This window comes from Cupriavidus sp. 01L43, assembly GCF_056399925.1.
In genome coordinates, this window is the sequence record NZ_JBFTSH010000002.1 from 48,989 (window position 1) to 67,984 (window position 18,996).

The following is an 18,996-nucleotide window of genomic DNA, read 5'->3' on the forward strand; positions in this document are numbered from 1 at the left end:
GGTGAGTCGAACCAGCAAAGGAGCCGCCGATATTAACGCAACTCGGTTGCAATGGCGAGGCGCTTGAGCCGTCAACGATTAGCCGAATGCCCTTACAATGACGCGCCGCATCAATCCGCCCCATCCTCCGCTTTAAGCCCCCAATGTCTTTACATACCCTCCGCCAGGAATGGCTGTCGAATATCCGTGGCGATCTGCTCGCGGGCGCCGTGGTCGCCCTGGCCCTGATTCCGGAAGCGCTCGCGTTTTCGCTGATTGCCGGTGTCGATCCGCAGGTCGGCCTGTACGCGGCCTTCGCGATTGCCGTGGTCACTGCCATCGTGGGCGGCCGGCCCGGCATGATTTCCGCCGCCACGGGCGCGGTGGCGCTGCTGATCACCTCGCTGGTCAAGGACCATGGCGTGCAGTACGTGTTTGCCGCCGCGCTGCTGGCCGGCCTGTTCCAGATCGGCGCGGGCCTGCTGCGGCTGGGCGGGCTGATGCGCTTCGTGTCGCGCTCCGTGGTCACCGGCTTCGTCAATGCGCTGGCCATCCTGATCTTCCTGGCGCAGTTGCCGGAGCTGATCGGCGCGCCGCTGGCGGTCTACGCGCTGACGGCAGGCGGGCTGGCCATCATCTACCTGTTCCCGCGCCTGACCCGCGCGGTGCCGTCGCCGCTGGTCTGCATCGTGGTGATTTCGATCATCGCTGCCCTGCTTGGGCTCGATGTGCGCACGGTGGGCGACATGGGCGCCTTCCCGGACCACCTGCCCAGCTTCGCCCTGCCTGCCGTGCCGTTCACGCTGGAGACGCTGCGCATCATCTTCCCGTACTCGGTGGCGATTGCCGTGGTTGGGCTGCTGGAGTCGCTGATGACGGCGGCCATCGTCGATGACTTCACCGACACGGCCAGCGACAAGAACAAGGAATGCCGGGGCCAGGGCATCGCCAATATCGTCGCCGGCGTGCTGGGCGGCATGCCGGGCTGCGCCATGATCGGCCAGTCCATCATCAACGTGAAGTCGGGTGGCCGGGGCCGGCTGTCCAGCTTCGTGGCCGGCACGCTGCTGCTGGTGCTGGTGGTCTTCCTGGGGCCGTGGGTCAAGCAGATTCCGATGGCGGCGCTGGTGGCGGTGATGATCATGGTGTCGATCAGCACCTTTAGCTGGCGCTCGCTGCGTAACCTCGCCACCCATCCGAAGAGTTCGTCGGTGGTGATGGTGGCGACGGTGATCGTGGTGGTGGCCACGCACAACCTGGCGCTGGGGGTGCTGGTGGGCGTGCTGCTGAGCGCGGTCTTCTTCGCCGCCAAGGTGCAGCGTGTGCTGCACGTGGACGCCACGCTGGACGCCGATGGCCAGACGCGCCGCTACGCCGTGCGCGGGCAGGTGTTCTTCGCCTCGTCGGAGCAGCTGGTAGCGGCGTTCGACTTCCGCGAGCCGGTCAGCCAGGTGCGGCTGGACCTGTCCCACGCGCATTTCTGGGATATCACCGCCATCGAGGCGCTCGACCGCATCGTCCACAAGTTCCGCCGCAACGGCGTGGCGGTGGAGGTCACCGGCCTGAATCGGGCCAGCGTGACGATGGTGGAGCGCTTCGGCACGCATGACAAAGCCGGCGCCGAGGCCACGCCGCCAGAAGCGGCGCACTAGCACCGAGCCTTACGTGGTGCCCCGCTCGATGATGCGGAAGCCCACGTCGATCACCGACTCGGGCACCGGCTCGCCCCGAAAACGCGCCAGCAACTGCCGCGCGGCCAGTTCGCCGATCTGCGCGCCGTCCACGTGGACGGTGGTCAGCGGCGGGTTCATGTGCGCGGCGAAGTCGGCGTCGCCGAAGCCGCAGATCGCCAGATCCTGCGGCATGCGCAGCCCGCGCGCGTGTGCTTCGATCATCACACCTTGCGCGAGCTGGTCGGAACTGCAATAGATTGCCTCGATGTCCGGGGCCTGCGCCAGCAGGTCAGCCAGCGCCTTGCGGCCGTATTCGAGGCTGCTCGGGGCGGGTACCACCACGGTCGGCACATCGTGGCCCACCGTGGACAGGAAGCCCTCGCGCCGCACGGCGGCCCGCTGGTCGTCGCCGGTGGCGATGGCCAGCCGGYGCCGCCCCTGCCCGAGGAAGTAGCCAGCGATGGCGCTGCCCACCTTGAGGTGCGAGAAGCCCACCGCCATGTCCACGGGCCGATCGCTCAAATCCCAGGTTTCCACCACCGGAATACCCGCGCGGCGCAACTGGTCGCGCGCGGTCTGCGAATGGATCAGGCCGGTCACCACGATGCCGTCCGTGCGACGGCTGATCATCGTGGCGAGCAGTGCCTCCTCCCGCTTATCCCGGGCGTGGTCATAGCCGGTCTGGCCAAGGATCAACTGGTAGCCGGCGGCGTCCAGCGCATCGGTCAGCGCCTTCACGGTCGGCAGGAACTGCTGCACAGCGATGTTCGGCACCAGCGCGGCCACCATCAGGCTCTTGCGGGACTTCAGCCCGCCGGCCAGCAGGTTCGGGATGTAGCCGGTCACCGCCACGGCCTCGCGCACGCGCGCGATGGTGGCCTCGGACACCATGCCCGGATTGCTCAACGCCCGCGAGGCGGTAATCAGCGAGACGCCGGCCTGCCGGGCGACATCATGGAGCGTGACGGACTTCGACGCTGGAGCTTGGGGCATGCGGGTTCTGGCGGGTTTAAGCGGATGGATGGAGATACGATGTCGGCCGACGGGTTGACCCAGTCGTATGACAACGTTAGCATTCTACCGACGATTGCCTGAACTGGCGCGCATCCAGTCCATAAACAACGACCACGTGGCCAATACGACGCATCCCAGCCTGGCATTCCGCCCTTGAATGACAACGTTGTCATACCCTGAAAAGGAACCCGCATGTCTCCCGATTCGATCGCCTGGATCCGCCTCTCCACCTGCTACCTGCCGCTCGCCACCCCGATCAGCGACGCCAAGGTGCTGACCGGCCGACAGAAGCCGATGACCGAGGTGGCCATCCTGTTCGCCGAAATCCAGACCGCCGATGGCCACGCCGGGCTCGGCTTCAGCTACTCCAAGCGGGCCGGCGGCCCCGGCCAGTACGCCCACGCCTGCGAGATCGCCCCGGCCCTGCTGGGCGAGGATGCCAGCGACATCGCCAGGATCTGGGACAAGCTGTGCTGGGCCGGCGCCTCGGTGGGACGCAGCGGCCTGTCCACGCAGGCCATCGGCGCGATCGACGTGGCGCTCTGGGACCTGAAGGCGAAGCGCGCCGGCCTCTCGCTGGCCAAGCTGCTGGGCGCCCATCGGGATGCCGTGCGCTGCTACAACACCTCGGGCGGCTTCCTGCACACCCCGCTGGACCAGCTGAAGGTGAACGCGGCGGCGTCCGTCGAGCGCGGCATTGGCGGCATCAAGCTCAAGGTGGGCCAGCCAGACCGCGCCGAAGACCTGCGCCGCGTGGCCGCCGTCCGCGAGCATCTGGGCGATGCCGTGCCGCTGATGGTCGATGCCAACCAGCAGTGGGACCGCCCCACCGCGCAGCGCATGTGCCGCACCTTCGAGTCGTTCAACCTGGTCTGGATCGAGGAACCGCTGGACGCCTACGATCACGAAGGCCACGCCGCGCTGGCCACGCAGTTCGACACCCCCATCGCCACCGGCGAGATGCTGACCAGCGCCGCCGAACACTGGGACCTGATCCGCCACCGCGCCGCCGACTACCTGATGCCCGACGCGCCGCGCGTGGGCGGCATCACGCCGTTCCTGAAGGTGATGGCGCTGGCCGACCACGCCGGGCTGATGATTGCGCCGCACTTCGCCATGGAACTGCATGTGCATCTGGCGGCAGCGTATCCGTGCGAGCCGTGGGTCGAGCATTTCGACTGGCTCGAACCGCTGTTCAACGAGCGGCTGGAGATCCGCGACGGCCGCATCACCGTGCCCACGCGCCCCGGCCTGGGCGTCTCCATCAGCGAGCAGGCCCGCGCCTGGACCCGCGCGCAGACGGAGTTCGGCGCCCAGCCCTGAGCCTCGCCCCGGGGCGGTCTCTGACTTATCAGAGATCGCCCGATACACGCCCTCCGCACGCCCCACACACATCACGCCGTGCCATATTGGCCCAATGCGCGCTTGACATCACCGGATGCGCTTCCTTAAATGATCCCGTCCCCACGAAATCCATGCCGGACTTTGCGATGGCTGTCGCCGACGATCCGCAGCGCAAGAAAGAAGAACTCCGGAGCTTCCTGTTCCTGACCGCCGTGATGGTGCCGGTGCTGACCGTCATCGTCGTGGCCGGGTACGGATTCATCGTCTGGATGACCCAGCTCGTCAGCGGCCCGCCCACGCATTGATTGGCATGGACCGACGTCGCCCGGTGGGGTGACGCCTGCAGTTCCTGTAGCACTGAACGACGCGGCCTGCTGCCGCAAGGACAGTCATGCCAGGTACCACGCATTCCACCCCCGAGCCGCCACTCCCCACGGCGCAGCCGGGAGACACCCGCGCAGAGAGCCCTGATGACGCCGATGCGCAGCAGTGGCACATCGCCGGCGTGCTCGTGCACACCCAGCCGGCGAGCCTCGATGCCGTGCGCGGCGCCATCGCCGGTTTGGCCGGTGCCGAGATCCACGCCGCCAGCGACGCCGGCAAGCTCGTCGTCACGCTGGAAGCCCCCACCTCACGCGCCATCGCGGCGCATCTGACGTTCCTCCATCAGCTGGACGGCGTGCTGGCGGCCACCCTGGTCTACCAGCACAACGAGGATGCGTGCGACATGGACACGGAGATTGTCGATGAAAGTCACTCGCCGGGACTTTATTAAGCAGACGGCCGTGGCCGCCACCGCCTCGGTGGGCGGCATTCCGCTGGGCGCGGACGCGGCCAACTTCGTCACGGACAGCGACCTGACCCGCCTGAAATGGGACAAGGCGCCCTGCCGCTTCTGCGGCACCGGCTGCGGCGTGACCGTGGCGGTCAAGGAAAACAAGGTGGTGGCCACCCAGGGTGACCCGCTGTGCGAGGTCAACAAGGGCCTGAACTGCGTGAAGGGCTACTTCCTCTCCAAGATCATGTACGGACAGGACCGGCTGACCAAGCCGCTGCTGCGCATGAAGAACGGCCAGTACGACAAGAACGGCGAGTTCCAGCCGGTGAGCTGGGACAAGGCGTTCGACGTGATGGCCGCCCAGTTCAAGCGCGTGCTGAAGGAGAAAGGCCCCACGGCGGTCGGCATGTTCGGCTCGGGCCAGTGGACGATCTGGGAGGGCTACGCGGCCTCCAAGCTGATGAAGGCCGGCTTCCGCACGAACAATATCGACCCGAACGCCCGGCACTGCATGGCCTCCGCCGTGGCCGGCTTCATGCGCACCTTCGGCATGGACGAGCCGATGGGCTGCTACGACGATATCGAGGTGGCCGACGCCTTCGTGCTGTGGGGCTCGAACATGGCCGAGATGCACCCGATCCTGTGGACCCGGGTGACGGACCGCCGCCTCTCCGCGCCCAAGACCCGCGTGGCGGTGCTGTCTACCTTCACCCACCGCTCCTACGAACTGGCCGACCTGCCGATCATCTTCACGCCGCAGACCGACCTGGCGATCCTGAACTACATCGCCCACTACATCATCGCCAATAACAAGGTCAACAAGGACTTCGTCAACAAGCACACGGTGTTCAAGCAGGGCGTGACCGACATCGGCTACGGGCTGCGCCCGGACCACCCGCTGCAGAAGAAGGCCAAGAACGCGGCCGACCCCAACGCCGCCACGCCGATCACGTTCGACGATTTCGCCAAGTTCGTGGCGAAGTACGACGTGGCCACCGTCAGCAAGCTCTCCGGCGTGCCGCGCGACAAGCTCGAACAGCTGGCCGCCCTCTACGCCGACCCGAACATCAAGGTCGTGTCGTTCTGGACCATGGGCTTCAACCAGCACACGCGCGGCAGCTGGGCCAACAACATGGTCTACAACATCCACCTGCTGACCGGCAAGATCGCCACGCCGGGCAACAGCCCGTTCTCGCTGACCGGCCAGCCCTCGGCCTGCGGCACCGCGCGCGAGGTGGGCACGTTCTCCCACCGGCTGCCGGCGGACATGCTGGTCGCCAACCCCAAGCACCGCGAGACCGCCGAACGGATCTGGAAGATCCCGGCCGGCACCATCCCCGAAAAGCCCGGCTACCACGCCGTGCTGCAGAACCGCATGCTCAAGGACGCCAAGCTCAACGCGTACTGGGTGCAGGTGAACAACAACATGCAGGCGGCGGCCAACCTGATGGAGGAAGGGCTGCCGGGCTACCGGAACCCGGAAAACTTCATCGTGGTCTCGGACGCCTACCCCACCGTGACCGCGCTCGCGGCGGACCTGATCCTGCCTGCCGCCATGTGGGTGGAGAAGGAAGGCGCCTACGGCAACGCCGAGCGGCGCACCCAGTTCTGGCATCAACTGGTCGATGCCCCCGGCGAGGCCCGTTCGGACCTGTGGCAGTTGGTGGAGTTCTCCAAGCGCTTCAAGATCGAGGAAGTCTGGCCGGCGGACCTGATCGCCAAGATGCCGGAGGTCAAGGGCAAGACGCTGTTCGATGTGCTCTATCGCAACGGCCAGGTGGACAAGTTCCCGCTCAAGGAAGTCAACCCGGACTACCACAACGATGAAGCCAAGGCGTTCGGGTTCTATATCCAGAAGGGGCTGTTCGAGGAATACGCGAGCTTCGGCCGGGGCCACGGCCACGACCTGGCCCCGTTCGACGCCTACCACGAGGCGCGCGGCCTGCGCTGGCCCGTGGTCAACGGACGCGAAACCCTGTGGCGCTACCGCGAAGGCAGCGACCCCTACGTGAAGGCCGGCACCGGCTTCCAGTTCTACGGCAACCCGGACGGCCGCGCGGTCATCTTCGCCCTGCCCTACGAGCCCGCCGCCGAGTCGCCGGACAAGGAATACCCGTTCTGGCTGGCCACCGGCCGGGTGCTGGAGCACTGGCATTCCGGCTCGATGACCCGTCGCGTGCCCGAGCTGTACCGCGCCTTCCCCAACGCCGTGGTGTTCATGCATCCCGAGGATGCCAAGGCGATGGGACTGCGGCGCGGCGTGGAGGTGGAGGTGGTGTCCCGGCGCGGGCGCATGCGCTCCCGGATCGAGACGCGCGGGCGCGACCAGCCGCCGCGCGGGCTGGTCTTCGTGCCGTGGTTCGACGCCAGCCAACTGATCAACAAGGTGACGCTGGACGCCACCTGCCCGATCTCGCTCCAGACCGACTTCAAGAAGTGCGCGGTCAAGATCGTGAAGGTATAGGGGGGCCACGCCATGCGATCAACAGTCTGGATGGGTTGGATCCTCGCCAGCCAGTTCGTGCTGGCCGGCGCGCAGGCCCAGTCCGAGGGAAAGGGGCTGACCGACGCCATGCGCGGCCCCACGCCCATCGGCAGCGAGTCCAAGCCGCCCCTGCTCTACCCCACCGAGAACAAGGACGTGCGCCGCACCCGCAACTACACCATGCAGCCGCCGACCATCCCGCACAAGATCGACGGCTACCAGCTCGACAAGGACTACAACCGCTGCATGTTCTGCCACGCGCGCACCCGCACCGAGGAGACCCAGGCGATTCCGGTCAGCATCACGCATTACATGGACCGGAATAACAACGTGCTGGCCGATGTCTCGCCCCGGCGCTACTTCTGCACCCAGTGCCACGTGCCGCAGGCCGACGCCAAGCCGCTGGTCGGCAACACGTTCACGGACGTGGAGACCATGCTGAAGAAACCGGCGGCGCCCAAGGGCACTGCAGCCAAGAAATAAGACCTGGCGGACTAGCGCGATGCTCGACCTGCTCAAACGATACTGGCGCACCATCAACCGGCCCAGCGCGTATTTCAGCCTCGGCTTCCTCACGCTGGGCGGCTTCATCGCGGGCGTGGTGTTCTGGGGCGCGTTCAACACGGCGCTGGAGTTCACCAATACCGAGAAGTTCTGCACCGGCTGCCACGAAATGCGCGACAACGTGTACCAGGAGTTGCAGGGCACCATCCACTTCACCAACCGCAGCGGCGTGCGCGCCAAGTGCTCGGACTGCCACGTGCCGCACAACTGGACCGACAAGATGGCCCGCAAGATGCAGGCATCGAAGGAGGTCTGGGCCAAGATCTTCGGCACCATCGACAGCCGCGAGAAGTTCCAGGCCCATCGGCTGGAGCTGGCCCAGCACGAGTGGGCGCGCTTCAAGGCCAACGACTCGCTCGAATGCCGCAACTGCCACGACTACCAGTCGATGGACTTCACGCGGCAGAGCCCGCGCGCCCAGGCCATGCACTCCACCTACCTCGCCAACAAGGAGCGGACCTGCATCGACTGCCACAAGGGCATTGCGCACCGGCTGCCCGATGTCTCCAAGGCCGAGGGCAGCGAATGACCCACGCCGCGCGCGCCCGTTCCCGCTCCCGACCCCGTTCCGGCTGAGGCCCGCCCCATGCTCGCGGCCCACCAGCTCGCCTTTGCCCGCGCCGGCCGCGCCGTGTTCCATGGCATCGACATCGACCTGGCGCCGGGACAGGCCATCGCCCTCACCGGGCCCAATGGCAGCGGCAAGTCCACGCTGCTGCGGGTGCTGGCCGGGCTGCTGGTGCCGCTGGCCGGCGCCGTGACCTGGCAAGGGCGGCCCGTGCGCGGTGGCGATCCGGACTATGGGCGAGCGGTGGCCTACCTCGGCCACCACAACGGGCTCGATGCCGACATGAGCGCCACCGAGCAACTGGTCTATGCGGCGCGGCTGGCCGGCCACCGGGTCACGCCGGAGGCAGCGCGGGCGGCGCTGGCGGACGCCGGGCTCGCGCGGATGGCCGATGCGCGCCTGCGTACGCTCTCCCAGGGCCAGCGGCGGCGTATCGCGCTGGCGCGGCTGACCCTCACACCGCGCCCGCTGTGGCTGCTGGATGAGCCGCTGGCGGCGCTGGACGCCCCCGCCGCCGACCACTTCCGCACCCGCCTCGACGCCCATCTGGCCGCCGGCGGCATGGCCGTGATCGCCCTGCACGGCCCGCTGGCGCTGCCACTGGCAACGGCGCGCGGCAGCCTGCGCGGGCTCGCGCTGGAGGGCACCGCCTGATGCATGCCTTCGGCGCCACGCTCGTCCATGACCTGAAGCTGGCCTGGCGCCGGCGCGACGGCCTTGTCGCCACGCTGGTGTTCTTCGTCATCGCCGCCAGCCTGTTCCCGCTCGCCATCGGCCCCGATCCGCAGCAACTGCGCGCGCTGGCGCCCGGCATCCTGTGGGTGACGGCGCTGCTGGCCTCGATGCTGTCGCTCTCGCGCCTGTTCGCCGCCGACCATGCCGAAGGCAGCCTGGAGCAGATGCTGCTGTCCCCGGCGCCGCTGGCGCTGCTGGTGCTGGCCAAGATCTGCGCGCACTGGCTGACCAGCGGCCTGCCGCTGCTGGTGCTGACGCCGGTGCTGGCCCAGCAGTACTCGCTGCCGGCCGGGGCCACGTGGATGCTGGCGGCGTCGCTGCTGATCGGCACGCCGGTGTTGAGCCTGATCGGCGCGGTGGGCGCGGCGCTGACGCTGGGCGTGCGCGGCGGCGCGGTGCTGCTGTGCATCCTCGTCCTGCCGCTCTGCGTGCCGGTGCTGGTCTTCGGCGCCGGGGCCGGCGCGGCGGCGGATGCCGGGCTCGACGTCATGCCGCAGTTGTCGCTGCTGGGCGCCTGCCTGGCACTGGCGCTGTGCCTGTGTCCGCCGGCCGCCGCTGCCGGCCTGCGCATTGCCATGGAGTGAGACGATGGGACCCTCGGCCGACCTGCCCCGCTCCGCCAGACTGCCCCAGCCCTCCCGGTCGCGCTGGCTGGCCTACGCCTCTCCGGCCCGCTTCGACCCGCTGGCCCGGCGGCTGACGCCGTGGTTCGCCGTGGCGGCAGCGCTGCTTCTGATCGCCGGGCTCTACCTCGGCTTCGGCGTGGCGCCGACGGACGCCCAGCAGGGCGAGGTCTATCGCATCATCTTCATCCACGTGCCGGCAGCGTGGATGTCGATGTTCATCTACCTCGTGATGGCCAGCTACTGCGCGCTGGCGCTGGTGCTGCGCACGCGGCTCTCGTCGATGATGGCCTCCGCGCTGGCCCCCACCGGCGCGCTGTTCACCTTTATCGCGCTCTGGACCGGCGCGCTGTGGGGCCAGCCGACCTGGGGCACGTGGTGGGTCTGGGACGCCCGGCTGACCTCCGAACTGATCCTGCTGTTCCTCTACCTCGGCTTCCTCGCGCTGGAAAACGCCATCGACGACCCGCGCCGCGCCGAGCGTGCCTGCGCGGTGCTGGCGCTGGTCGGCGTGGTGAACATCCCCATCATCTATTTCTCGGTGCAGTGGTGGAACACGCTGCATCAGGGCGCGTCGGTGAGCCTGACCGCCGCGCCATCCATGGCGCACACCATGCTGGCCGGCATGCTGCTGATGACGCTGGCCTGCTGGATGTACACGATTGCCGTGGCGCTGGTGCGCGTGCGCTGCATCCTGCGCGAGCGCGCCGAGCCACGGCTGGCGTAGCGAGAACCGGAGCCGATCATGCTGAACCTCCTGCTGTCTTCGCCCCATCTGGGCTATGTGGCCGGCGCCTTCGGGGTGGCGTTTGCCGCGCTGGGGCTGGAAATGATGCTGCTGGCGCGGCGCGCGCGGGCCGCGCGGCGGCTGCCGGCTGGCGACGCACCGCGCGCATGACCACCCCGCGCCGTCGCCTCGGCTGGCTGCTGGCCGCGCTGGCCTGCGCCGGCGTGGCCACGGCACTCGTGCTCAACGCGTTCCGGGGCAACCTCGTCTTCTTCTTCAGCCCGACGCAGGTGGCCGCGCAGGAAGCCCCGGCCGGCCGGGCGTTCCGGCTGGGGGGGCTGGTCGAGACCGGCTCGCTGCGCCGCGAGGGCGACGGCATGACCATCCGCTTTATCGTCACGGACACCATGCGGCAGGTGCCGGTGGTCTATCGCGGCCTGCTGCCGGACCTGTTCCGCGAAGGCAAGGGCGTGGTGGCGCGCGGCCAGTTGCACGACGGCGTGTTCCAGGCCACCGAAGTGCTGGCCAAGCACGACGAGAACTACATGCCGCCCGAGGCCGCCGAGGCGCTGAAGCAGGCCGCCCAGACCAAGGCACGCATCCCGGAGACCACGCCACGATGATCGTCGAACTCGGTCACTTCGCCCTGATCCTCGCGCTGTTCGTCGCCGTGATGCAGGCGGTGCTGCCGATTGCCGGCGCCGCGCGGGGTCCCGGCGGCGACGCCACGCTGATGGCCGTGGCCCGCCCCGCCGCCGTCGCCCAGGCGCTGCTGGTGATGGCAGCCTACGGCGCGCTGACGCGGGCCTTCCTCGACAACGATTTCAGCGTGCGCTACGTGGCGGCCAACTCGAATACCGCGCTGCCGGCGATTTATCGCGCGGCGGCGGTCTGGGGCGGGCACGAGGGCTCCATGCTGCTGTGGACACTGATGCTGGCGCTCTGGACGCTGGCCGTGGCGCGCTTCAGCCGCGGCCTGCCGCCGGCGCTGCGGGCCCGCGTGATCGGTGTGCTGGGCGCCATCAGCGTGGGCTTCCTGCTGTTCCTGCTGTTCGCCTCCAACCCGTTCATCCGCCTGCTGCCGCCGGCCATGGAGGGGCGCGACCTGAACCCGCTGCTGCAGGACCCCGGCATGGTGTTCCATCCGCCCCAGCTCTATATGGGCTATGTGGGATTTGCCGTGGTCTTCGCCTTCGCGGTGGCTGCGCTGCTGGGCGGGCGGCTGGACGCCGCCTGGGCGCGCTGGGCGCGGCCGTGGACCACGCTGGCGTGGAGCTTCCTGACCATCGGCATCCTGCTCGGCAGCGCCTGGGCCTACTACGAACTGGGCTGGGGCGGCTGGTGGTTCTGGGACCCGGTGGAGAATGCCTCGCTGATGCCCTGGCTGGCCGGCACGGCGCTGATGCACTCGCTGGCCGTCACCGAGAAGCGCGGCGCCTTCCGCGCGTGGACCGCGCTGCTCGCCATCTTCACGTTCTCGCTGAGCCTGCTCGGCACCTTCCTGGTCCGATCGGGCGTGCTGACCTCCGTACACGCCTTCGCCGTGGACCCGACGCGCGGCGTGTTCATCCTCGCCCTGCTCGGCGCCATCACGGGCGGCGCGCTGGCGCTCTATGCCTGGCGCGCACCGCGGGTGTCGGTGCGCGCGGCCTTCGCGGCGGTCTCGCGCGAATCCTTCCTGCTCGCCAACAACGTGCTGCTGGCCGCGGCGGCGGCCACGGTGCTGCTCGGCACGCTCTATCCGCTGCTGCTGGACGTGCTCGGCCTTGGCAAGATCTCGGTGGGACCGGCCTACTTCGAACAGGTCTTCGTGCCGTTGATGGCGCCGGCCGTGCTGCTGATGGGCGTGGCCCCACTGGTGCGCTGGCGCCATGCCGCCCTGCCCGACCTGGCCGCACGGCTGCGCTGGGCCGCCATCGGCAGCCTGCTGGTGGCCCTGGCGCTGCTGGCGACGCTCCGCAACGGCTCCGCGTTGACCGGGCTCGGACTGTGGCTGGCTACCTGGTGCGTGGCCAGCGGGCTGACCAGCCTCGCCAGCCGGCTGCGCCATCGGGGCCGATCGGCGCTGCGGCAGTTGCCGGCCGGGTATTACGGGATGCTGCTCGCGCATGTCGGCGTGGGCGTGTTTATCGCCGGGGTGACGCTGGTGAAAAGCCAGGAAAGCCTGCGCGAGTTGCCGATGCGCGCCGGTGAGGTGGTCAGCGTGGGCGGCTACACGTTCCGCTTCGAGGGCGTGGCGCCGGTACGCGGCCCGAACTACGCGGCGTTCCGCGCCAAGCTGGTGGCCAGCCGCGACGGGCAGACGGTGGCCACGCTGGCGCCGGAACGGCGCGTCTACCGCAGCCAGGACATGCCGACGACCGAGGCCGCCATCGACAATGGCTTTACCCGCGACCTCTATGTGGCGATCGGCGAACAGGTGGCCGACGGCCAGTGGGCGGTGCGGCTCCACGTGAAGCCGTTCGTCGGCTGGATCTGGGGCGGCTGCGTGCTGATGGCGCTGGGCGGCGTGCTGGCGGCTTGCGACCGGCGTTATCGACGTCGGACGGCCGAGGTGGAAGCGGAGGCCGCGCCCCCGGCCCCGCGCCCCGCCGTGCCGCTCGCCACCACCCGGGAGCCGCTGCGATGACGCGCTTTCTGCTGCCGCTGGCCGTCTTCCTCGCCCTGGCCGCCGCGCTGGCCGCCGGGCTGCGGCACGATCCGCGCGAACTCCCATCGGCCATGGTCGGCAAGCCCGCGCCAGCGTTGCAGTTGCCGCTGCTGAAGGCTTCCGAGGGCGTGCGTGCCACATCCGACCTGAAAGGCAAGGTGTGGATGCTGAACGTGTGGGCGTCGTGGTGCACCGCGTGCCGCGTCGAACATCCCGTGCTGACCGACTTCGCCGGGAAGTCCGAGGTGCCGCTGGTCGGCCTGAACTACAAGGACCAGCCCGACGCCGCGCGCGACTGGCTGCGGCGCATGGGCGATCCGTACGTGGCGTCGCTGGTGGACGCGGATGGCAAGGCCGGCATCGACCTGGGCGTGTATGGCGTGCCGGAAACCTATGTCATCGACCGAGCCGGGGTGGTGCGCTATCGACAGGTGGGGCCGGTGACGCCGCAGGTGCTCGAGCAGAAAATCCTGCCGCTGCTGCGCACGCTGGAGCGGGAGCCCGGCCATGCGTAGATTGGCGCTCGCCTGCCTGCTCTGGATGGCGTGCGCCGCCCACGGCGCCGACGATGCCGCCAAACTGGACGCCCGCGTGCATGCGCTGGCGGAACAGCTGCGCTGCCTGGTCTGCCAGAACCAGACGCTGGCCGACTCCAACGCCGACCTCGCGGTGGACCTGCGCGGGCAGATCCGGGAGCAGCTACGCGGCGGCGCGAGCGAGACCGCCGTGAAGGACTTCCTCGTGCAGCGCTATGGCGACTTCGTGCTCTACGACCCGCCGGTGCGGCCATTGACGTGGCTGCTGTGGTTCGGGCCGGCGCTGCTGGTGCTCGGCACTGCGGTGGTTGTGGTGCGGGCGCGGCGGCGGCATCGGGCGGTGTTCCGGCCTCGGACGGATCCGCCTGAATTGGCCGATTCTGTTGCGCCGCCGGGACGGTCCCGTTGGGTGGTCGCCGCCTCGCTGGCCCTGCTGCCAGGCGGGGCGATGCTGCTCTACCTCCACCTCGGCAACCCCGGCATGGTCCGCGCGGCGTGGGCCAGTGCGCCGGCCACGCTGCCGACTGGCGATGGGCATACGGTCGACATGCAGCAAATCGACGCCATGGTGTCCCGGCTGGCGCTACGGCTGCGGCAGGAACCGGGCGATGCCAATGGGTGGTACATGCTGGCGCGGTCGTATACGGCGCTGGAACGGTTTGATGATGCGGCGGCGGCTTATGGGAAGGCCGTGGCGCTCGTCCCGGATGCGGCGGCGCTCAGGGCTGATTATGCGGATGCGCTGGCCAGCGCGGCTGGGGGGCAGCTGGAGGGGGCGCCGATGGAGCAGGTGCGGGCGGCGCTGGCGCTGGATGGGGATGAGCCCAAGGCGCTGGCCCTGGCGGGGACGGATGCGGCTGAGCGGGGGGCGCTGCCTGAGGCGATTGGGTATTGGGAGCGGTTGTATCGGTTGCTGCCGGCGGATTCTGAGACGGCTCGGAGGGTTAGGGGGAATTTGGAGGTTGCGAGGGGGGCGGTTCGTTGATGGATGGTGTTGGCTTTTGTTGGCAACGGCATGTTTCACATCGCCCTGCGGGCGCTGCGACTCCAAAAGCCAACACCACATCAGCGTTTACCCCAAGTTTTCATATAACCATAAAAAGGTAACGTCTCACCCCATGCAGACGACCCGCCCGATCACCCTCACCGAACGCGTCATCCAGCAACTCCGCGCGGAGATTGCGGACGGCGTCTACCCGGTCGGCGCCCGCCTCCCCACCGGCAAGCAGCTCGCCGAGCAATACGGCGTCAGCACCGCCGTCATCCGGGAAGTGACCGAGCATCTCCGCTCGCAGGGGATGATCGAAAGCCGTCAGGGGCTCGGCAGCACCGTCCGTTCCCGCGTCAGCGACGCTGGATTCCGCCTGTCCGGCCAGGCTGGCGCCGACGCCGCCGATCTGGCGGCGATCTACGAGCTGCGTCTCGATCTGGAAAGCGCCGCCGCCGCGATGGCCGCGCGTCGCCGGACCGACGACGATCTCCGGCGTATGGCCGACCTGCTCGGTACCCTCGCCGCCCAGTTGCACGACATCGACCGGGGTGCCGAATCCGACACTCAGTTCCACGTGGCCGTGGCCACCGCCACCCACAACAAGTACTACCAGGACCTGCTCCAGTACCTGAACCTGCAGCTCCATCACGCCGTGCGCACCGCGCGCGGCAATTCCCAGCAGCAGCCGGGGCTGCCCGAGCAGGTGCATGGCGAGCATGTGGCGATTTTCGAGGCGATCCGCGCGGCGGACCCCGAGGCCGCCCGGCTGGCCGCCGCCGCCCATCTTCGCAATGCCGCCGCGCGGCTTGGCCTGCCGCTGCGGGCCGCCGCCTGAACCCCCTCTATATATAGATAGGTATCCCATGTCCGACGCCGCCTTCCTGCAACGCCTGACCGACACCCTTGGCCCCGACGTGGTGGCCACCGCGCCCGATGACGTGGCGCCGTGGACCAGCGACTGGCGCGGCCTCTACAAGGGCCAGGCCCAGGCCGTGATTCGGCCGCGCACGACCGAGCAGGTCTCCCGGGCGCTGGCGCTGTGCCAGCAGGCCGGCGTGCCGGTGGTGCCGCGCGGCGGCAATACCGGCCTGTGCGGCGGTGCCGCGCCGGACAACCGGTCCGTCAACGTGATCCTGAGCCTGGACCGCATGGACAAGATCCGGTCGATCGACACCATCGCCAACACCATGGTCGTGGAGGCCGGCTGCATTCTCGGCAATCTGCGCCGTGCCGCCGAGGAGGCCGACCGGCTGTTCCCGCTCTCGCTGGCGGCCGAGGACTCGTGCCAGATCGGCGGCAATCTCGCCACCAACGCCGGCGGCGTGAACGTGGTGCGCTACGGCATGACGCGCGAGCTGGTGCTGGGCGTGGAGGCGGTGCTGCCCGATGGCGAGGTCTTCCACGGCCTGCGCACGCTGCGCAAGGACAACACCGGCTACGACCTCAAGCAACTGCTGATCGGCTCCGAAGGCACGCTGGGCGTGATCACGGCTGCCGCGCTGCGCCTGCTGCCGCGCGCCGACTCGCGCGCCGTGGTGCTGGCTGCCGTGGAATCGTCCGAGCAGGCGCTGAAGCTGTTCTCGCTGCTGTTCGCCCGTTGCGGCGCCCGGCTTCAGGCTTTCGAGTTCTTTACGGGCGACTGCCTGGAACTGGTGCTGACCCATGCCGAAGGCGTGCAGGCGCCCTTCCCGGAGCGCCATCCGGCCTACGTGCTGGTGGAAATCGCCGACACGGCGCCCGAGGACGTGCTCAACGCCCTGCTGGAATCGGTGATTGGCGACGCGCTGGAGCAGGGTCTCTGCCTCGACGCGGCGGTCTCGGCCTCGCTGGCCCAGTTGCAGAGCCTGTGGCGGCTGCGCGAGGAGATCTCCGAGGCCCAGCGCGCCGACGGGCTGCACCTGAAGCACGATGTTTCCCTGCCGATCGAGCGGATTCCGGCCTTCATGGCGTCGATGGAGGCCCGGCTGCTGGCGAAGCACCCCGGCATCCGCCCGTTCATCTTCGGCCATTTTGGCGACGGCAACCTGCACTACAACCTGTCCCGCCCGCTCGGCGCGGACGCCAAATGGGCGCTCAACGAGGGCAAGGCGGTCAGCGAGGACGTGCTGGACGAAGTGGCCCGCTACGACGGCAGCATCAGCGCCGAGCACGGCATCGGCCAGCTCAAGCGCGACGCGTTCCTGGCACTGAAAGACCCGCTCGAACTGCGCCTGATGCGCGCCATCAAGCAGGTGTTCGACCCCAGCGGCATCATGAATCCGGGCAAGCTGCTTTGATTCCGCGCAGGCGCCGGCGTCGGGATCACACGGCGCTATACTGTCAGCCCTTTTCCGCACCCTATCGGTTGAAAAATTGGCTGATCAAGACCTGAGCAGGCTGAAGATCGATCGCAGTGCCATGGCGCCCGCGCCGCGTGGGCGCCGCCGCTGGCTCCGCTACGCGGCCATCGCCGTGGTCGTGCTGGCCGTGATCGGCATTGGCGCCCGGCTGGCCGGGCCGCAGGCGGTGGAGGTGGTCACCGTCTCCAGCGCCTACCCCTCCCAGAACTACACCCTGCTGAACGCCACTGGCTACGTGGTGCCGCAGCGCAAGGCGGCACTGGCGTCCAAGGCGCAGGGCCGGCTCGAATGGCTGGGCGTGCTGGAGGGTTCGCGCGTCAAGAAGGACGAGATCATCGCCCGGATCGAAAGCCGGGACGTGGAGGCGTCGCTGGCCCAGGCCAGGGCGCAGGTGCAGGTGGCACAGGCCAACCTGCAACTCCAGCAGGCCGAACTGCGCGATGCCGAGGTGAACCTGCGCCGCTCCGAGACGCTGCTGGCGCCCAAGGCCATCTCGGTGCAGCAGTACGACGCCGACCTGGCCCGCTACAACAAGGCCCGCGCGTCGATCAACAACTCGCAGGCATCGATCACCTCCGCCCAGGCCAACGCCCGCTCGGCGGAGGTATCCGTCGAGCAGACCGTGATCCGCGCGCCGTTCGACGGCGTGGTGCTGATCAAGCACGCCAACGTCGGCGACAACATCACGCCGTTCTCGGCCGCCTCGGACACCAAGGGCGCGGTCGTGACCATTGCCGACATGGAGACCCTCGAAGTCGAGGCCGATGTGTCCGAGTCGAACATCGTCAAGATCATCGTCGACCAGCCCGTGGAACTGCTGCTGGACGCCCTGCCCGACCTGCGCATGGCCGGCCGGGTGTCGCGCATCGTGCCGACCGTGGACCGCTCGAAGGCCACCGTGCTGGTCAAGGTGCGTTTTGTCGACCGTGACCCGCGCGTGCTGCCGGACATGAGCGCCAAGATCGCCTTCCTCTCCAAGCCTGTGCCGCCCGAGGACCGCAAGGCGCTGGTCGCCGTGCAGCCGGCCGCCATTGTCGAGCGCGACGGCAAGCCGGTGGTGTTCCAGGTGGTGGATGGCAAGGCCAGGCAGGTGCCGGTGACCAAGGGCGCCCGCGTGGGCGAGCTGGTGGCCGTGCAGGGCGTGAAGCCCGGCGACACGCTGGTGCTGGCGCCGGCCGACAAGCTGTCCGATGGCAGCAAGGTCACCGTGGCGAAGAAGTGACGTGACGACCGACGTGACAACCGACGTGACAACCGACGTGACAACTGATCCCGCCGCCCCCCGCCCCGCTGAGCCGCTCGTCGCCATCCGCCACCTCGCCAAGTCGTACCGGCGTGGTGCGCAGACGGTGCCGGTGCTGTCCGACATCACACTCGACATTGCCGAGGGCGATTTCATCGCGCTGATGGGGCCGTCCGGCTCGGGCAAGAGCACGCTGCTGAACCTGATCGCCGGCATCGACCGCCCGGACAGCGGCGAGTTGCGCGTGGCCGGGGTGGACATTGCCGGGCTGCCGGAATCCTCGCTGGCCGACTGGCGCGCCGCGCACGTCGGCTTCATCTTCCAGTTCTACAACCTGATGCCGGTGCTCACGGCGTACGAGAACGTGGAACTGCCGCTGATGCTGACGCGCCTGTCGCGCCATGAGCGGCGGGAGCGCGTGGAGATGGTGCTGGGCATGGTCAATCTGGCCGACCGGATGGACCACTACCCGTCCGAGCTGTCCGGCGGCCAGCAGCAGCGCGTGGCGATTGCCCGCGCGCTGATTACCGACCCCACGCTGATCGTGGCCGACGAGCCCACCGGCGACCTCGACCGCACCTCCGCCACCGAGATCCTGGCCATGCTGCAACGGCTCAATGCCGACGCCGGCAAGACCATCATCATGGTCACCCACGACGCCCACGCGGCCGAGGCGGCGCGCTCGCTCGTCCATCTGGAAAAGGGCGAACTGCTGGCCGGCCGGCGCTAGTTTCAGCATTCCAGGAC

Annotated in this window: 20 protein-coding genes; 19 read left to right on the forward strand and 1 reads right to left on the reverse strand. The window is 68.8% G+C overall.

What is annotated here, in order from left to right:
• Positions 1-143 precede the first annotated feature (143 nt).
• Positions 144-1,631 carry a SulP family inorganic anion transporter gene (locus tag AC1DP9_RS03350; protein WP_477106607.1) on the forward strand — a complete coding sequence of 496 codons (1,488 nt, stop codon included), beginning with the start codon at positions 144-146 and terminating at the stop codon, positions 1,629-1,631.
• Positions 1,632-1,640: 9 nt separating this feature from the next.
• Here AC1DP9_RS03350 and AC1DP9_RS03355 read toward each other — a convergent pair whose 3' ends face one another.
• Entirely contained in the window at positions 1,641-2,645 is a 1,005-nt protein-coding gene (locus AC1DP9_RS03355; RefSeq protein WP_477106608.1) for a LacI family DNA-binding transcriptional regulator, read from the reverse strand.
• A 213-nt stretch (positions 2,646-2,858) separates the two neighbouring features.
• On the opposite strand from AC1DP9_RS03355, the gene AC1DP9_RS03360 reads away from it, so the two are divergent.
• The 18 genes from AC1DP9_RS03360 (at position 2,859) to AC1DP9_RS03445 (ending at position 18,979) form a co-directional block, all read left to right on the forward strand.
• Positions 2,859-3,989 (forward strand): L-talarate/galactarate dehydratase, encoded by a 1,131-nt coding sequence (locus AC1DP9_RS03360; protein ID WP_477106609.1) that lies wholly within the window; start codon positions 2,859-2,861, stop codon positions 3,987-3,989.
• Positions 3,990-4,156: 167 nt separating this feature from the next.
• On the forward strand, positions 4,157-4,315 hold the full coding sequence (gene napE / locus AC1DP9_RS03365) for a periplasmic nitrate reductase, NapE protein (RefSeq protein WP_092301325.1): 159 nt from the start codon (positions 4,157-4,159) through the stop codon (positions 4,313-4,315).
• An 86-nt stretch (positions 4,316-4,401) separates the two neighbouring features.
• The gene (locus AC1DP9_RS03370) at positions 4,402-4,785 is read left to right on the forward strand and encodes a chaperone NapD (protein ID WP_092301167.1); all 384 of its coding nucleotides are present in this window, start codon (positions 4,402-4,404) and stop codon (positions 4,783-4,785) included.
• Entirely contained in the window at positions 4,757-7,252 is a 2,496-nt protein-coding gene (gene napA, locus AC1DP9_RS03375) for a periplasmic nitrate reductase subunit alpha (RefSeq protein WP_477106610.1), read from the forward strand. Before AC1DP9_RS03370 ends, napA begins: the two co-directional genes overlap by 29 nt.
• Before the next feature lie 30 nt (positions 7,253-7,282).
• Positions 7,283-7,756 carry a nitrate reductase cytochrome c-type subunit gene (locus AC1DP9_RS03380; protein WP_255370982.1) on the forward strand — a complete coding sequence of 158 codons (474 nt, stop codon included), beginning with the start codon at positions 7,283-7,285 and terminating at the stop codon, positions 7,754-7,756.
• 19 nt (positions 7,757-7,775) lie between these two features.
• The gene (locus AC1DP9_RS03385) at positions 7,776-8,366 is read left to right on the forward strand and encodes a NapC/NirT family cytochrome c (protein ID WP_477106611.1); all 591 of its coding nucleotides are present in this window, start codon (positions 7,776-7,778) and stop codon (positions 8,364-8,366) included.
• A gap of 57 nt (positions 8,367-8,423) precedes the next feature.
• The gene (gene ccmA, locus AC1DP9_RS03390) at positions 8,424-9,059 is read left to right on the forward strand and encodes a cytochrome c biogenesis heme-transporting ATPase CcmA (RefSeq protein WP_477106612.1); all 636 of its coding nucleotides are present in this window, start codon (positions 8,424-8,426) and stop codon (positions 9,057-9,059) included.
• A complete protein-coding gene (ccmB, locus tag AC1DP9_RS03395) occupies positions 9,059-9,724 on the forward strand; it encodes a heme exporter protein CcmB (protein ID WP_092301152.1) in 666 nt (221 codons plus the stop codon). The genes ccmA and ccmB overlap by 1 nt, the downstream gene beginning before the upstream one ends.
• Before the next feature lie 4 nt (positions 9,725-9,728).
• Positions 9,729-10,490 (forward strand): heme ABC transporter permease, encoded by a 762-nt coding sequence (locus tag AC1DP9_RS03400; RefSeq protein WP_477106613.1) that lies wholly within the window; start codon positions 9,729-9,731, stop codon positions 10,488-10,490.
• 18 nt (positions 10,491-10,508) lie between these two features.
• Positions 10,509-10,661 (forward strand): heme exporter protein CcmD, encoded by a 153-nt coding sequence (locus tag AC1DP9_RS03405; RefSeq protein WP_477106614.1) that lies wholly within the window; start codon positions 10,509-10,511, stop codon positions 10,659-10,661.
• Positions 10,658-11,113, forward strand: coding sequence for a cytochrome c maturation protein CcmE (gene ccmE, locus AC1DP9_RS03410; RefSeq protein ID WP_477106615.1), 456 nt, complete (start codon positions 10,658-10,660; stop codon positions 11,111-11,113). The genes AC1DP9_RS03405 and ccmE overlap by 4 nt, the downstream gene beginning before the upstream one ends.
• Positions 11,110-13,119 (forward strand): heme lyase CcmF/NrfE family subunit, encoded by a 2,010-nt coding sequence (locus tag AC1DP9_RS03415; protein ID WP_477106616.1) that lies wholly within the window; start codon positions 11,110-11,112, stop codon positions 13,117-13,119. Before ccmE ends, AC1DP9_RS03415 begins: the two co-directional genes overlap by 4 nt.
• A complete protein-coding gene (locus AC1DP9_RS03420; protein ID WP_477106617.1) occupies positions 13,116-13,655 on the forward strand; it encodes a DsbE family thiol:disulfide interchange protein in 540 nt (179 codons plus the stop codon). The genes AC1DP9_RS03415 and AC1DP9_RS03420 overlap by 4 nt, the downstream gene beginning before the upstream one ends.
• A complete protein-coding gene (locus AC1DP9_RS03425; RefSeq protein ID WP_477106618.1) occupies positions 13,648-14,661 on the forward strand; it encodes a cytochrome c-type biogenesis protein CcmH in 1,014 nt (337 codons plus the stop codon). Before AC1DP9_RS03420 ends, AC1DP9_RS03425 begins: the two co-directional genes overlap by 8 nt.
• Positions 14,662-14,794: 133 nt before the next feature.
• The gene (locus tag AC1DP9_RS03430) at positions 14,795-15,502 is read left to right on the forward strand and encodes a FadR/GntR family transcriptional regulator (protein WP_092301134.1); all 708 of its coding nucleotides are present in this window, start codon (positions 14,795-14,797) and stop codon (positions 15,500-15,502) included.
• A gap of 28 nt (positions 15,503-15,530) precedes the next feature.
• Entirely contained in the window at positions 15,531-16,943 is a 1,413-nt protein-coding gene (locus AC1DP9_RS03435) for an FAD-binding oxidoreductase (RefSeq protein ID WP_441590993.1), read from the forward strand.
• A 76-nt stretch (positions 16,944-17,019) separates the two neighbouring features.
• Positions 17,020-18,228 (forward strand): efflux RND transporter periplasmic adaptor subunit, encoded by a 1,209-nt coding sequence (locus AC1DP9_RS03440; RefSeq protein ID WP_477106619.1) that lies wholly within the window; start codon positions 17,020-17,022, stop codon positions 18,226-18,228.
• Between the two features lie 37 nt (positions 18,229-18,265).
• The gene (locus AC1DP9_RS03445) at positions 18,266-18,979 is read left to right on the forward strand and encodes an ABC transporter ATP-binding protein (RefSeq protein ID WP_441590997.1); all 714 of its coding nucleotides are present in this window, start codon (positions 18,266-18,268) and stop codon (positions 18,977-18,979) included.
• The last annotated feature ends 17 nt before the right edge of the window (positions 18,980-18,996 follow it).